The 13,913-nt window shown below is 67.6% G+C and carries 12 protein-coding genes; 6 read left to right on the forward strand and 6 right to left on the reverse strand.

Annotation, left to right across the window (positions count from 1 at the left end; translation table 11 throughout):
- Window positions 1-80: 80 nt before the first annotated feature.
- Window positions 81-383, reverse strand: a complete 303-nt coding sequence (locus tag VGK20_03565) for a putative quinol monooxygenase (protein HEY2773112.1) — start codon at window positions 381-383, stop codon at window positions 81-83.
- Window positions 384-556: 173 nt separating this feature from the next.
- Window positions 557-1,165 carry a hypothetical protein gene (locus VGK20_03570; GenBank protein HEY2773113.1) on the reverse strand — a complete coding sequence of 203 codons (609 nt, stop codon included), beginning with the start codon at window positions 1,163-1,165 and terminating at the stop codon, window positions 557-559.
- Between the two features lie 333 nt (window positions 1,166-1,498).
- On the opposite strand from VGK20_03570, the gene modA reads away from it, so the two are divergent.
- A complete protein-coding gene (gene modA, locus VGK20_03575; GenBank protein HEY2773114.1) occupies window positions 1,499-2,275 on the forward strand; it encodes a molybdate ABC transporter substrate-binding protein in 777 nt (258 codons plus the stop codon).
- A gap of 144 nt (window positions 2,276-2,419) precedes the next feature.
- Window positions 2,420-3,250 (forward strand): SDR family NAD(P)-dependent oxidoreductase, encoded by an 831-nt coding sequence (locus VGK20_03580; GenBank protein HEY2773115.1) that lies wholly within the window; start codon window positions 2,420-2,422, stop codon window positions 3,248-3,250.
- An 8-nt stretch (window positions 3,251-3,258) separates the two neighbouring features.
- On the opposite strand, the gene VGK20_03585 is transcribed toward VGK20_03580, so the two are convergent.
- Window positions 3,259-3,732 (reverse strand): SgcJ/EcaC family oxidoreductase, encoded by a 474-nt coding sequence (locus VGK20_03585; protein HEY2773116.1) that lies wholly within the window; start codon window positions 3,730-3,732, stop codon window positions 3,259-3,261.
- Window positions 3,733-4,053: 321 nt separating this feature from the next.
- Between VGK20_03585 and VGK20_03590 the strand changes: the two genes are divergently transcribed.
- Window positions 4,054-4,434, forward strand: a complete 381-nt coding sequence (locus VGK20_03590; GenBank protein HEY2773117.1) for a hypothetical protein — start codon at window positions 4,054-4,056, stop codon at window positions 4,432-4,434.
- A 22-nt stretch (window positions 4,435-4,456) separates the two neighbouring features.
- Here the strand turns inward: VGK20_03590 and VGK20_03595 are convergent, their stop codons facing one another.
- The 3 genes from VGK20_03595 to VGK20_03605 form a co-directional block, all read right to left on the reverse strand.
- Window positions 4,457-8,554, reverse strand: coding sequence for a protein kinase (locus tag VGK20_03595; GenBank protein HEY2773118.1), 4,098 nt, complete (start codon window positions 8,552-8,554; stop codon window positions 4,457-4,459).
- A 217-nt stretch (window positions 8,555-8,771) separates the two neighbouring features.
- Window positions 8,772-9,629: an SDR family oxidoreductase gene (locus VGK20_03600; GenBank protein ID HEY2773119.1), complete on the reverse strand. Its 858-nt coding sequence runs from the start codon at window positions 9,627-9,629 to the stop codon at window positions 8,772-8,774.
- Window positions 9,630-9,723: 94 nt separating this feature from the next.
- Window positions 9,724-11,409, reverse strand: coding sequence for a sulfatase (locus tag VGK20_03605; GenBank protein ID HEY2773120.1), 1,686 nt, complete (start codon window positions 11,407-11,409; stop codon window positions 9,724-9,726).
- A gap of 203 nt (window positions 11,410-11,612) precedes the next feature.
- Here VGK20_03605 and VGK20_03610 point away from each other — a divergent pair, with 203 nt between their 5' ends.
- From VGK20_03610 to VGK20_03620, 3 genes are all read left to right on the forward strand, one after another.
- Window positions 11,613-12,110 carry a hypothetical protein gene (locus tag VGK20_03610; protein HEY2773121.1) on the forward strand — a complete coding sequence of 166 codons (498 nt, stop codon included), beginning with the start codon at window positions 11,613-11,615 and terminating at the stop codon, window positions 12,108-12,110.
- A gap of 138 nt (window positions 12,111-12,248) precedes the next feature.
- Complete coding sequence (locus VGK20_03615) at window positions 12,249-13,508, forward strand: glycosyltransferase family 87 protein (protein ID HEY2773122.1); 1,260 nt, start codon at window positions 12,249-12,251, stop codon at window positions 13,506-13,508.
- On the forward strand, window positions 13,505-13,861 hold the full coding sequence (locus tag VGK20_03620) for a hypothetical protein (protein ID HEY2773123.1): 357 nt from the start codon (window positions 13,505-13,507) through the stop codon (window positions 13,859-13,861). Before VGK20_03615 ends, VGK20_03620 begins: the two co-directional genes overlap by 4 nt.
- Window positions 13,862-13,913: the final 52 nt, after the last annotated feature.

Here is a 13,913-nt window from a genome sequence, read left to right on the forward strand (position 1 = left end):
TCGCGCATCAGCGATCAGACAGCAGCGCTCGCTCGCTTGCAGCCCGGGCGCCTGCCGCGAGTTGCGGCAGAACGCCGCGGCTATCCTAGCTTCACTTCGCCCGCGATCTCGTAAGCCTTGATGCTGAGTCCCTTCGGCCGGATTGCGCCCATCGCCTTGTTGAACTCGGCCATGTGCGGCGACGCCATGTGGGCCTGGATGTCTTCGATCGAGCGCCAGCGCTCGATGACGCGGATCTTGGACGGATCGCAGACGTCGACCGAGAACGCGTAGGTCTCGCAGCCTTCCTCTGCGCGCGTCGCGTTTTCCATTTTCGCGACTGCGTCCCTGACCTTGTCGGCGGCTCCGGCCTCGACGTCCACTTCGACGGCAACGATGATCATGCGGGGTCCTCCATCGCGGGGTCAGGCATCAGTGCGCAACCAGCGGGCACCAGGCCCCAAGTTACGCGCTGGTGCCTGACCCCATGCGCAAGCGGCCGGGAGAAAGCCACACTTCCGTTACCGACGCCACCGCACGGTGGCGCCGGTCCATTTCGGGAACCTCGAGGGACGGCTCAGCGGATCGATGCGTAACGGTCGGCTTCGTGCGGCCGGCACTGCAGCGAGTCGCCGGCATAGGAGGAACGCAGATCGGAGGCATCCGCCTCCACTTTGGGCGGCGCCGCGGTCTCTTCGCGAGGGACGGCCACCAGCACCTCGTCAGTGCGCGCTGCCTTGGCGCAGCGCGGATCCTCCATGCGGATCGCAACGTGGTACATGCGCCCGTCGCCGGCCTGGTCGCGCTCGCTGCGCAGATCCACGGAGGCGGAAGCTCGCGCGTTGCTGCAGTTGGTCGCGTCTGCCACATCGACTCCGCGCCGGTCCGTGGCCAGCGCCTCGTCCTGGCGCACGTCGGTGATCGTCACCTTGCACGCAGTGTCGCGCGCATCGAGCGCCGAGATGTGGATGGTACGGAATCCGCGATCGGGCGGCCACAGCGTCGCGTCGGCCCAGCCGTCGAGCCGTGTGCGGACGCCGTCGGCTGAGGCCGGGATCGCCATCGTCGTGCAGGTGTTCGAACACTGACCAGCTTTTGCGCCGCCGCTTCGGGCCACCGTGGGCTGAACGACGATGCAGGCGAGTAGCAAACCGGCGGGGACGGAAACTGCCAGATGCCTTGTCATGAGGTTGTTCACTCCTTGCGTAGCGCGCTCCAAGGGAGGAACGAGCCGGCTGCCCACGTGAGCTTAGACCGCATTCGCATGGTCATCTTCACGTTTGATGAAGAACTTCCGCCGATGGGTGGCACGAAGTGAGTATTGTCGCTTTGTTGTGCATTGCCTTGATACCAAACTACGCAGCGAAGCCCCCGGCTGGAGCCGCTTCTTGCGCGAATGCAAGAAACGCAGGCCATGACGGCGGGGTGGCGTCCTCTCCTTGCAAGGGCCTTGCAAGAGCCACGCCGCGCCCGTCGGCAACGTCGACACGAGCTTCCCGTCCGGGTATCGTCGTCGAGCATGAAAGCGTTTTTTCGCCGCGCCGTCGTGGTCACGATGGCCGCGGCAGCCGGCCTCGCCGCCCCAATACCTCGCGCCCGTGCCGACGACCTCGTCGTCTTCGCCGCCGCCAGCCTCAAGGAATCCCTCGAGGAGGTCGTTCAGAAGTTTTCGGAGAGCGGGCACGAGAAGCCGGTACTTTCCTTCGGTGCTTCCTCGGCGCTCGCGCGCCAGATCGAGAACGGCGCGCCGGCTTCGCTGTTCCTGTCGGCCGACGAGCAGTGGATGGACGATCTTGCGGCCCACCATTTCGTCGCCAGCGGAACCAGCACGGATCTGCTCGGCAACGTGCTTGTGCTCGTCGCTTTCGCAGCGAAGCCCTTCTCGATCGAGATCCAGCCGGGTTTCGCGCTCGAGGCCGTGCTCGGCAGCGACAAGCTGGCCCTGGCGGATCCGGAGTCCGTACCGGCCGGTCGTTACGCGAAAGCGGCGCTGGAAAGCCTCGGCGTGTGGAAAAACGTCGAACCCAACGTCGTGCGCGAACCGGACGTGCGCTCCGCCATGGCCATGGTGGAGCGCGGGGAAGCCCGCGCAGGCATCGTCTACCGCACCGACGCGAAGATCTCCGACCGTGTCGTCGTCGTCGGAACCTTCCCGGAGAGCAGCCATGCCCCCATCGTCTACCCGATGGCCATCGTCGCAGGGCACGACGACGCCCGGACACGGGAACTGCGCGACTTCCTGATGTCGAAAGCAGCCGCGGAAATTTTCCGCAGCCACGGCTTCACCGTTTTCTGACGCGATCGGCCGGCGTGCGCCGTCCAACGACGAAGCGGCGCGGCGGGCTGGAATCCTCGGCGGCAGACAATCCTCTCCGCGCGGTTCGAAACAATGGCGCAGCCGCTGTGGCCACGGCTGCGCGAATTGCTAAGCTCGAGGCCCGTGCCTGTCCCGAAACATCCTCGCGCGGTCGTCACTGGAGGAGCCGGCGGTCTCGGCCGTGCGCTCTGCCTGGCGCTGGCGAGGCGCGGCGCCGCCGTGCTGGTCGCCGATCGCGACGCCGCCGGCGCTGCGGAGACAGCCGCGCAGGTGGATTCCATCGGAGGCAGGGGCCACGCGGCAGCGTGCGACGTGTCGCGGCCGAAGGAAGTCGAAGCGCTGCTGGCCGCCGCGGACGAAAAGATCGGCGGCGTCGACCTTCTCGTCAACAACGCCGGCGTGGCCGTGGCCGGTCCGGTGGGCGTCGTCCCGCTGGCCGACTGGGAATGGATCCTCGGCATCAACCTCTGGGGCGTGCTCTACGGCTGCCACTATTTCCTGCCGCGCTTTCGCAGCCAGGGTTCGGGACACATCCTGAACGTCGCATCGGCCGCCGGGCTGCTGTCGGCACCGGAGATGGCTCCGTACAACGTCACGAAGGCGGCCGTCGTGTCGCTGTCGGAGACGCTGGCCGCCGAGCTTCACGGGACCGGCATCGGCGTGTCGGTGCTGTGCCCGACGTTCTTTCGCACGAACATCATGGCGAGCAGCCGCCGCGCGCAGATCAACGATGATCTCGAAGGCGTCGTCGAGAACCTCATGGACCGCTCCCGGCTGCAGGCCGACGACGTTGCGCGGATCGCGCTCGAGGGCTGCGACCGCGGCCTTCTTTACGTGGTGCCGATGAGCGACGGCCGCTGGGCCTGGCGCCTCAAACGCATGCTGCCCGAGCGCTACCACCGAATCGTGCCGCGGCTTCTCGCGTCGATGCGCGAGAGGACGGCCCGGCAGTAGCTCGAACGTTACTTCTTCGCAGTCGGCGGCGGCGGCGGAAGGCCGATCGACGCGTGGTCGACCACGTAACGCCACTTGCCTCCGCTCTTGTGCAGCAGCTCGGTCGTGCGGATCTCGACGGTCGACGGCTTGCCGTCGGGACCCGGGCCCGTAGCCGTCCAGCGGCCGACGTTCAGGATGTGGTCCTTGCCGACGGCGATCGACTGCTGGGAGACCAGCTTGTTGGTCGCCTTCGCGGAAGCCTTGCAGAGATCGGCGACGAGCTTGTGGATTCCCGGCTTGCCCTTGGCGATCTCTCCTTCGCCGGGCCAGATCGCCGTCGCATCGTCCTCGTACAGTTCCATCACCGCCGCGACGTCGCCGCTGTTGCAGGCCTTCTCGAAAGCTTCCGAGACCGCGCGCCCTTCGGCGTTGGCGTCGGCGCGCGCCAGCGTCGCCGACGCGGCGACGAGAATCGTTGCCAGTGCCAATCGTGGGAGCATCGAAGGTCCTCCTTCTCGACCGTCGCCCATGCGGGCGACTTCGCCCATGCGGGCGACTTCCTCGACCGTCGCCCATGCGGGCGACTTCCTCGACCGTCGCCCATGCGGGCGACTTAGCGCTGCGCGTTAAGGCGGAGTCGGCTTTCTGTCAAACGGGCGGGCGACCTCCCCTTCCTGCGCAGCCGGAAACCCGCCCCGCCAGCGGGCTGCGCGATTGAACAATCGCATTGCGCCATCGGTCCCAATTTCGACGGCGCTGCGCCACGCAAAGCCCCGCATTCAAGGGAAAGCGCGGGCAATCGGCGCTCGCGAGGTGATCTTATGAATGCGAATCGAACCAAGCTGCTGGTCGCCGCGGTACTGACGGCAATGCTGGGCACGTCGGCCTGCATCTACGGCCCAGGCTACGGTTATGACAACGGCGGGTACGGGTACTACGATCCGGGGTACTACTCCGGCTATTACGGAGCGCCGTACTACCCGGACGTGGTCTACCATTCGGGCTCGCGTCACGGGTGGTCGGATGACCATCACTGGACGGGAGACCACCAGCGGAGCGCGGATCACTGGACCGGCCAGCGACAACAGCAAACGTCGAGCTATCGTGGAACTACGCAGCGCGGGTCCACGGTTCGTGGCTCGGCCGGTGCATCCACGACCAGGTCACCGAGCAGGTCATCCACGATGATGAGAGCGCGGTGACGAATAGAACATCGACGGCGCGCTACTGGCGCGCCGTCGACCACACAACCGCGCAGCTCGCATCGCTTCCGGCGTAGAAGCGGTTGAGTTGAGCACGGCAGGCGCTCATTGCCGCCGCTTCGGCTGATCCTCCCGACTCCCTGCACGCCCCTGACGAAACACCGTAACCTGCGGCGCGAGCGACCGCGCAGGCGCCACCAGGCTGGCTGACAGCGGCCTCGACGCACGAAGCGTTCGACTTGCGCGCCTGATCGCAACCGGAGCGGGCGCAGCTTCGCGCGGCCGTCGAATCGGTGCGCCAGCATGCACCCCACCCTCCACCGCCGCGATGGCCGTCGGTGGGTTCGGTGTAGATGAACGCGAACGCGTCGGCGAGCGGGGAATTCTTGTCCGGGGCTTCTTCGGGCTGTTTCTGGACGCTCGCGAGCTGGGCACCCTGCATGCGCTCGCGATCGGCTTTGTCTGCCCTGTCCGCCTGCGCCCTGGCCTCGGCTTCCGCCGCGACGGCCTTGGCTCTGGCATCCGCTTCCACTTTCGCTTTCGCGTCGGCTTCGGCTTTTGCCTTCGCTTCGGCCTTCGCCTCGGCGTCAGCTTTCGCTTTTGCCTCGGCGTCCGCTTTCTTCTGCGCTGCGTCGGCATCGGCCTTCGCCTGCGCCTCCAGCTTGGCCTTGGCCGCATCGCGGGCGTCGGCTTCCGCTTTCGCCTGCGCCTCGGCCTTCGCTTTGGCGTCGGCCTTGGCAGCCTCTTCGGCTTTGGCCTGCGCCGCGACATTCGCGATCTCGACGGCCTTGGCACCGGCCTGGTCGGATGCGGCCTGGTACGCACCGCGCGCGGCGTCGTACATGGGCGCTGCCGCCGCGTAATCTCCCTTCGCGAACGCCGCGTCGGCCTGCGACTGTTTCGCGCTCGCGGTCGCCAGCGCATCGCCGGCATTCTGCGCAGCACCACTGGCTTCGGCCGCGCGACGAATGTCGGCAGTGCGATCCCGCGCGCTTTCGGCAGCACCGCGCGCAGTGGCGTCGACCTTTGGCGCAGCAGCAACGGGCGCGGCTTTCTCGTCGGCGTGCACCGACTCCGGACCGACGGCCGGCTTGTCCGGCGCAGAGGCGTTGTTGGACGCCTTCTCCATGGCCGGCATCCACATCATGAAGCTGACGGCGACAACCGCGATGATCGCCGTGATCGCCAGCACCGAGCCGCTCGGGCCCGGATTTTTCGTCGCCGCCGACTGCTGCACGGCCTGATGCACTTCTGCCGCCGCTCTTTTCGCGGTTTTGGCAGCGCGCGCCGCCTCTTTCCTGTCCTCTTTCGCAGGCGAGGCCGCAGGAGGAGCCGGCGCGAGCGCTTTTGCCGCCGGCGCAGCGGACGCGGACGGCGGCGTCGCCATGGATGCGACCGTGGCATCGGTTGCAGACGCTACGGCAGCGGCCGGCGCCGAAGCAGCGGGCTTCGCCGACGCGGCAGGAGGCGCAGCGACTGGAACGGCGGCGGGAGCAGACACAGGAGGAGTAGCCGGTGCAGCGGCTGGAGCGCTGGCCGGTGCAGAGACTGGCACGGCAACGGGTGCCGCAGACGCCGCGGCAGCAGGTGCCGGCGCAGCGGCCGCAGCAGGCGTTTGTGCAGCAGCCGCAGCAGCAGCTGCTGCGATCGCGCCTTTCTCGCGCGCCGCGCGCTCGGCGGCCCTCTTCTCGGCGGTGCGCGCCGCGTGCACCGTATCCTCGAAACGCTGGGCCAGCTCGATGGCTTCCTCGAACGCAGCGAATGCGATGCCGTAGTCCCCGCGGTCGAACGACGCCTGCGCGGCCTCGCCCTTCTTCAGCGACGAGGCGAGGACGTCGGCCCCGTGACCGCCCGCATCGACTTTCGCAGCGGCAGCGCGCGCATCGGCATAGGCATTGCGGGACACGTCCGCCTTCGCGCGAGCTTTCTCGCGCTCCTTTTCCTGCTCGCCGCGCAGCTTTTCTGCAGCGGCCTTCAGCTCGTGGATGCCGGCCTTGGCATCTTCCGGAGGCGGCAGCGCCAGGATCGTCGCGAGCGTCGACAGGCAGGCTTCGGCTTTTCCCGAATCCAGCGCTGCCTTGGCCTGGGCGACGAGCTCGGTGGTCTTGCGACGGCGGTCGGCTTCTTCGGCGGCCTTGCGGACGCGCTCGGCTTCTTCAGCCGCCTTGCGCTCGGCCTCGCGGATTTCTTCGAGAACGTTGCGGTAGATGGACGTGGCCGCCTCGAAGATCGCGAACGCCTCGGTGTGCAGTCCCTTGCCGACGGCAGTCTCGCCTTCCTTGATCCGCGCGTCGGCTTTTTTCCACGCTTCGGGGTTCTTCTGCTCGGCACCGGCCGAGGCGGCCGCGCGCTGCACGTCGTTCATCGTCGAGCGCGCCTGCTGGGCAGGTTTCTCGGCCTTCTTCTCGGCTGCCAGCGCGTTCTCGGCCTGGCTGCGAAGTGCGCGCGCCGCTTCGCGAAGCTGCTCGGGCGGCGGCACCGCGTAGACTTCGTTCAGGATGTCGAGGCAGCGCGAGTAGGCGTGTCCCTCCATCGCGGCGCGTGCTTCGTCGAGCAGTTTGCCGGCGAGCTGCTGGCGACGCTGCGCTTCGGCTTCTTCGGCAGCACGCTGCTCTTTGGCTTTCGAGTCGCGCGCTTCGTCCGCGACGGACTGGTAACCGGTGGTCAGGGCTTCGAAGAGCTTGACGGCCAGCGTCCACTGGCCCTTGGCGAATTCTTCCTCGGCTTTGACGGATTGCTCTTCGGCCGATTTCCACGAGGCCGCAGCGTAGCGGGCGGCGTCGCTGCCCTGGGCCTGGCGGCGCGTCGCCTGCATCTGGTCCTTGGCCTTCTGCGCGGACTGCTTGGCGCGCTGGGCCGCTTCCTGCTCGACGAGCTGGGCCTTGGCCTGGTCGCGCAGCAGCGCGATTTCATTTTCTTCGGAGTAGGAGCCGGGCGTTTCGGCCGCTTGCGTGAGCAGCGTCAGGCAGCGCTGGAAGTCGCCCGCCTTCAGTGCGGAGCGCGCATCCTCGACGAGCTTCTTCAGCTGGGCACGGCGCTGTTCGGCTTCTGCGCCGGTGCGCGCCTGCTCGAGTTTCGCCTTGGCCTGGGGATGATCGGGGACTTCGGCCAGTACGCTTTCGAAATCCTTGAGCGCTTCGCCGAAACGGCCGGCGTCGAGGTGTCCTTGCGCGCGTTTGAGAACCGGCTCGGCTGCCTCGAGCTTGGCCAGGCGCGCGACCAACTCCTCGTGGCGCTTCTTGAGACCGACTTCGGCCCTTTTCAGCGCTTCGAAACCGGCCGGAACCTCGCCCGGCTGGATTTTCTGCACGGGAAGTCCGAGGCGCGCGTCCACCTTCGCCTGCAGATCGCGCACCGTCGCGGCAAGCTCGCCGTGGCTCGCGCGCAGACCTTCGACTTCGTCCTGGATCTGGCGCAGCACCTGCTCCAGCTCGGCGTGGACAGCCTTGAGGTCCGAGAAGCGCTGTCCCGGATTCTTGTCCATCGCGCGTGTGATGATCTTCTCGAGCGACGGCAGAATCGCCGGATCGATCGACGAGAGAGAAGGCGGCGCCGCTTCGCCGGCGACGAAAGCAGGACGCAGCGCGAGCATCTCGTAGAACAGCTCGGCCAGCATCGTCTGGTCGGATCCGCCCGGCGCCGGCGGCGCCGACGCGGTCTTGGCGATGCCGAGCTCGGTGATCTTCGCCGGGCCCTGCTTCTGCACGAGGACCTTGGCAGCGCGGATGTTGCAGCGCGCGATTCCGCGATCGTGCACGTAGTGCACGGCGTCGCAGAGCTGGATCATCACCGCGAGCTTCTCTTCGAGGGACGTTGCGGCCTTGTCGGCGACCAGGCGCGCGACGCTCTGGCCTTCGAGCAGCTCCATCACCGAATACAGGCGCGAGCCTTCTTCGCCGACGTCGTAGATCGTCACGATGTTCGGATGGCTCAGGCCGGCGCAGGCCTGGGCCTCGTCGAAAAACCGCATCCGCAACGGATCGGTGACCTTCGTCTCAGGCGACGTGATCTTGAGCGCGACCATCCGGTTCAGGCGCGGATCCCTCGCCTTGAAGACGGTGGCGGTCCCCCCTTTTCCGATCTGCTCGATGATTTCGTACTTGCCGAACTTTTCGGCCATGGCCCAATCTCCCCTGCCAAGCTCGACCGGTGCGGATCCGGTCCTGGCGGACAACAGCGGCCGCTACGCCGGCCGCAACTCAGACTTATGCGGCGCGAAGTTACCATGCGTCCCCGCTTGCGGCGAGGGTTTCGGCAGAGGTTTCCGGAGCGGGGACCGGCAGTTGGAACCAGCAGGTTGCCGGGTCTTGACGACCTGCGTCAGGCCGCCGGCCGCTTCACGCCGGCCCGGTGCGGCGCTCGCACTCCTGCCAGAGGGCGGCGCCAAGGGCGGGATCGTAGGTCTGGCCCTCGGACCTGGCGGGACGGCAGTTCTTGAAGTACGCGCCGGTCACCGAGGCGACCGACGGATCGGACGCCAGGAACACCGAGGTCCGGGCACCGCCGTCCGGATTGCGCAGGAAAGGACGGGCCAGCCCGTAGACCAGCGCGCCGACCCAGCGGGGAGCGTTGTTGCGACCGAGGCTGGTGCGGACGGCGCCGGGATGAAGGCAGTTGGCGGTGACCGGTTTGTCCGCCAGGCGCCGGGCCAGCTCGTACGTGAAGACGATGTTGGCGCGCTTCGACTTTCCGTAGACCCTGAGCGTCGAGTACGAGCGCCGGCTGTCGAGGTCGTCCATCTCGAGCATGCCGAGGCGGTGGGCGTCGGAGGCCACGTTGACGATGCGCGCCGGCTCGCCCTCGGAGCCGCTCGCAACGATGCGCTCGAGCAGCAGCGTCGTCAGCAGGAACGGAGCGAGCTGATTGACGGCGAACGTCTCTTCATGACCGTCGATGGTCTGGCGCCACGACGTGTTGACGACCGCGGCGTTGTTGACGAGCACGTCGATGCGGGGGCAACGCTCCAGCAGCGCGGCCGCGCCGTCGCGCACCGATGCGAGCACTGCAAAATCGGCAAGGACGAATTCGATTGCATCGTTGCCGCTGGCCGCGCGTATGTCATCCGCTGCCGCGGCGGCGCGCGCCGGATCACGCGCAACCATGACGATGCGCGCGCCGGTGCGCGCGAGAGCGTGGGCAGTGGACAGCCCGATCCCGGAAGTCGCTCCGGTGACGACGATGGTCCGCGGCGGCACGGCTGCGAGCCTGCCGCGTTGCGCGCCTGACGCAAGGCCGGGGCTTGCCCCGCTGGTCGCGGGCAGGTCCGTTGCCCGCGGCGTCGGGGGCAGCTCAGTTCGCGTAGCCGAGGGACTTCAGCGCTTCGCGGTTGACGCCGGCCTTCTGGCCGGAAGCCGGGGGCTCGATCGATGCCGCTTCGTGCTGGACGCGGTCGTTCGGGTCAGAAGCCAGCGGCGCCTGCTCGCCGGGGTCGCGGCCGAGCTCGTAACGGTCCCAGCGCTCCGAATCGATGCCGAGGCGGCTGCCGATCACGTGCTCGGCCATGTCGCGAGCGCTGCGCATCGTGCCTCCGTAGAGATTGCCGAAGCTGGTGGCGATGCGGTCCGGCGCAATCGGCTGCCTCAGGTCGAAGCCGCCGGCCGGCGCGCCGGCGACTGCTTCCAGCGTGGGCGCGAGATCGATGAGGGAGGCGACGCCCGGCCTCGCACCCGGCGCAAAGCCGCTGCCGACGATGACGAGAGGAATCTCGGTGACTTCGCGATGGTGGGTGTGCCCGTGCTCGATACCGCCGTGCTCCCAGAATTCTTCGCCGTGGTCGGCGGTCATCACGACGATGCCGCGATCGAACACGCCCTTTGCCTGCAGCGCATCGAGCAGGCGCAGCACTTCGCGGTCGGTGTAGACGACTTCGTCGTCGTAAGCCTTGCGAACGGCGGCACGAAACTCCGGGCTGGTCGCGCCGCCGCTGCGGAGCTGGTCGCCGGTGATGGTCTGCAGACCGGGATCGGGCGAGTGCGAATAGGGCATGTGGGGCCCGAGAAGGTGGACCCACAGGTAGAACGGCCGGTCGCCGGTGCCCTGCAGCCACTGGATCGCCTGGTCGACGACGACGACCGAATCCTGCGAAGGCAGCCCGGCCGGAGGGCCGGCAAGGGTGAGGCGAAACGGAGGAACGCCGGCGAGGTCGCGAAACGTCTGGAATCCTCGGGAAAAACCCGTCGACCTGGTGATCCACGGATTGGCCGTGAACGCGGCGGTAAGGTAGCCGCGGTCCTCGAGCTCCTGCGCAATGGTGCGCACCGACGGGAACATGCCCTGGCAGGAGCCTCCGACGACGCAGTCGGCGCCGTGGGCGGTCACCGTCTTTCCGCTCTGCATCGATGCGCTGGCCGGAAGTGTCCACGAAGAGCTGGACAGCGTCGTCGGCCACCACGCTCCCATTGCGGTCAGCCGCTTCCACGCCTGCATCGTCGTCGCCGCGTCGGCCCTCAGTGTGTCGATGCTGATCACGACGATCGGGGGGCCGCCCGGACCGGATTTCGGCGGAGCCGACGGAGCACCGGCCAACTCGAACGACAGCTCTCCGGAGGATCCTTCGATGCCGCCGAATCCCGCCGAGATCTGCCCCTCCAGCGTGTCGAGATCGAGCGCACGATTGGCCACCGGAGCGGCGAAGGCGACGACGAAAGCCACGATGACGGGGACCTGGAGACGGGCGCCGAAGTCGCGCAGCGTCGACGTCACGAGCAGCACGAGGCCGGCAAGGTAGAAAAACTGCCAGTTCAGAGGCGCCGTCGGCCCGGCTACCGTGAGACCGGACAGCACGACGAGCAGGGATGGCCACAGCAGCGTGCGCAGCCACAGCGATTCCGCCAGGCGCCACTGCGCCAGGCCGAGGGCGGCAAACGCACCCCCTTCCAGGGTCCACTGCCACGGGGCAGGTGACGGGTGCAGTCCGCGGGAGACGAACCACTCCGCGCACGGAACCGCCAGCCATACCGCGAGGTGCGAAAGCAAAGAGGGCCGCCGACCGTGCGACTCTGGTTGTTCGGTAGCTTTCACGTTCGCGGCCGTGTCTCGACAGAGTGCAGCAAGTCGGGCCTCGAGGACAGCGCCGCCCCCTGCGGCGGGGGCTCATTCGTGCACTGCGGCTGACGTTTTTTCGGGGGCATTTCCTTATCGTATTGATCAACACTGCCGCGGCGCCTAAGGTCCGCCCCATGAGAAGTACCGCTGCCGCTGTTGCTGCCGCATTTTTGTTCATTGCCGCAGGGGCCGCGCGCGCCCAGGACACGCCACCGCCACCCACCTGCGAGGACTTCCGCTGCCAGTTCCAGTCCGACGTGGACACCGAGTGTCCTTGCAACCAGATGGACAACCACGGTCGCTACGTCAGTTGCGTTGCGCACATCGTCAAGAAGCTCGTCGACCAGGGCATGCCCAAGAACTGCAAGGGCAAGCTCGTCCGCTGCGCCGCGCGCTCGGTCTGCGGCATGCAGGACCAGGGATTCTCGACCTGCACGATCAACACGTACGGTACCTGCACCAACGACGTCTGCGACAACGATTCCAGCCTCACGTGCACGACGAACACCGACTGCGGTGTCGTCTCGAGCCAGTGCCACATCACCAATCATCCGGACACGTGCACCGCCGCCGGAGGACTCGTCGACGCTTCGCCGACCTGCTGCGCGAGTTGCAGCAGCTCGGCTCCGTGACGGAAAGATCCTCTCTTCTCCGCTCACGAAGTCGCGAGGCCGGACCGTCCCACCGGCCTCGCGAGTTTTTGGGGACACTGCAGCGCCTTCGGGCCCTGCCCGGTCCCCTGCGCCGGTCGTCGCATCATCCGGGCCGTCATGGAATATGGCCCGATGCGGCGCCGGCGCCATCTCGTCCTGGCGGGACTCGTCGTCGCGACGGTTCTCGCCGTCGCGGCGGCGCGGACTCTGGTTCCTCCGGAAAACGTCTGCCCTGATTTCATCCAGTTCTGGACTGCGGCGCAGGCGCTGAGCCAGGGCCAGGATCCCTACGATCCAGCGATGCAGGCGGCCGTGCAGGGCAGCCTCGGTTGGAAGAAAGCCGACCAGGGCCTCGGCGTCTACGACTTCCTGCCGTACTACTATCCGCCGTGGCTCGCGCTGGCCGTCGTGCCGCTGCTGCCGCTCGGCTACCCGCTGGCAAAGATCGTCTGGCTCGTCGTCGGCGCCGAGTGGATGCTCGCGAGCGCCGCGTTGCTGCTGCCGCTGGCCGGAGAGGTCTCCGCCGTCGTCGTCTTCGTGCTGTTCGCGGCCTTCGGATTCTCGATCAAGGCCGTCGCGATGGGACAGGTCGCGCCGCTGGTGCTGTTTCTCGTCGTGCTTTCGTGGCGCTTCCTCGAAGAGCGTCGCGATGTCGCGGCAGGCGCGTGCCTGGCGCTGCTGACGATCAAGCCGCAGCTGACGCTGGTGCTGATCGCGGCCCTGCTCGCGTGGTCATGGAGAATGCGACGTCGCAGCGTGGCGATCTCGTTCGTCGCGACGCTCGTCGCTGTCTGCGCGGCGGCGACCGCCGCGTTCCCCGCATGGCCGGGGTCCCTGGCCGCGGCCACTCGCGTCACGCCGATGCCGACGTTCTATTACCCCGGACTCGGGACCACCTGGCTCGTCGCCCTCGATACCGCGGGCGTCGGCGGCTTTTTGCGAAGCGTCGCGTATTGCGCAGTCGTCGTGCCGCTGCTTCTCGCCGTGATGCGGATCGCGCTTCGCGAGGACCGTCCGCTGTCCGAGCTCTATTCGCTCGCCCTTCTCGCGCCTTTTTTTGTCGCGCCGTATGCGCGGCCGTACGATTTCCCGATCCTTCTGATGCCAGCACTGGTGCTGCTCGCGACGCGCCTGGCCGAGCTCGGCCGCGCAATGCTCGTGTTCGCGCTGGTCGCCGTCGCGGGTCTGCAGATCCTCTACCTGACGGCCAATTACGAGGCCCCGGTCGTCGGTGTGCGTCGCCCGGAATTCACGTATTTCTGGGTCCCCGCGCTGCTGGGCTTAATCTGGTTGTGCTGTCCCTGGAAAGGGAGCAGGAAGCATGCGACCGATCTGACCGCAGACCGCATTTCCATCGAACCAAGGAGACCACGATGAAATCAGTCACAGCATTTGCCGCTGCCTTCCTGTTCGTTGCGACCTCCAGCGTCGCCCTCGCCCAGGCCACGTCACCGGCAGCAGCTGCCAAGGATGCGGCCAAGGCCCAGGCTGGAGCAGCCAAGGACTCCGCCAAGGAAACGGGCAAGGCCCAGGCCGGAGCAGCCAAGGATGCGGCCAAGGCGAAGGCCGACGCAGCAACCGGCGGAGCCGCCGGCAAGGCCAAGGGCGCGGCGGACAGCGCGAAAGCTTCGGCCGACAGCGCCAAAGCATCCGCCGACAGCGCCAAAGCCGCAGCCAACAGCGCGAAGGCCGCCGGCGACGCCGCCAAGGCCACCGGCACGACCAAGTAAGTGTCACGGCGACGGGCACGCCGAGCCGGCGTGCCCGTCGCGATCCCACCCA

The sequence above is a fragment of the Candidatus Binatia bacterium genome (genome assembly GCA_036493895.1).
Taxonomy (GTDB): Bacteria; Desulfobacterota; Binatia; order UBA1149; family CAITLU01; genus DATNBU01.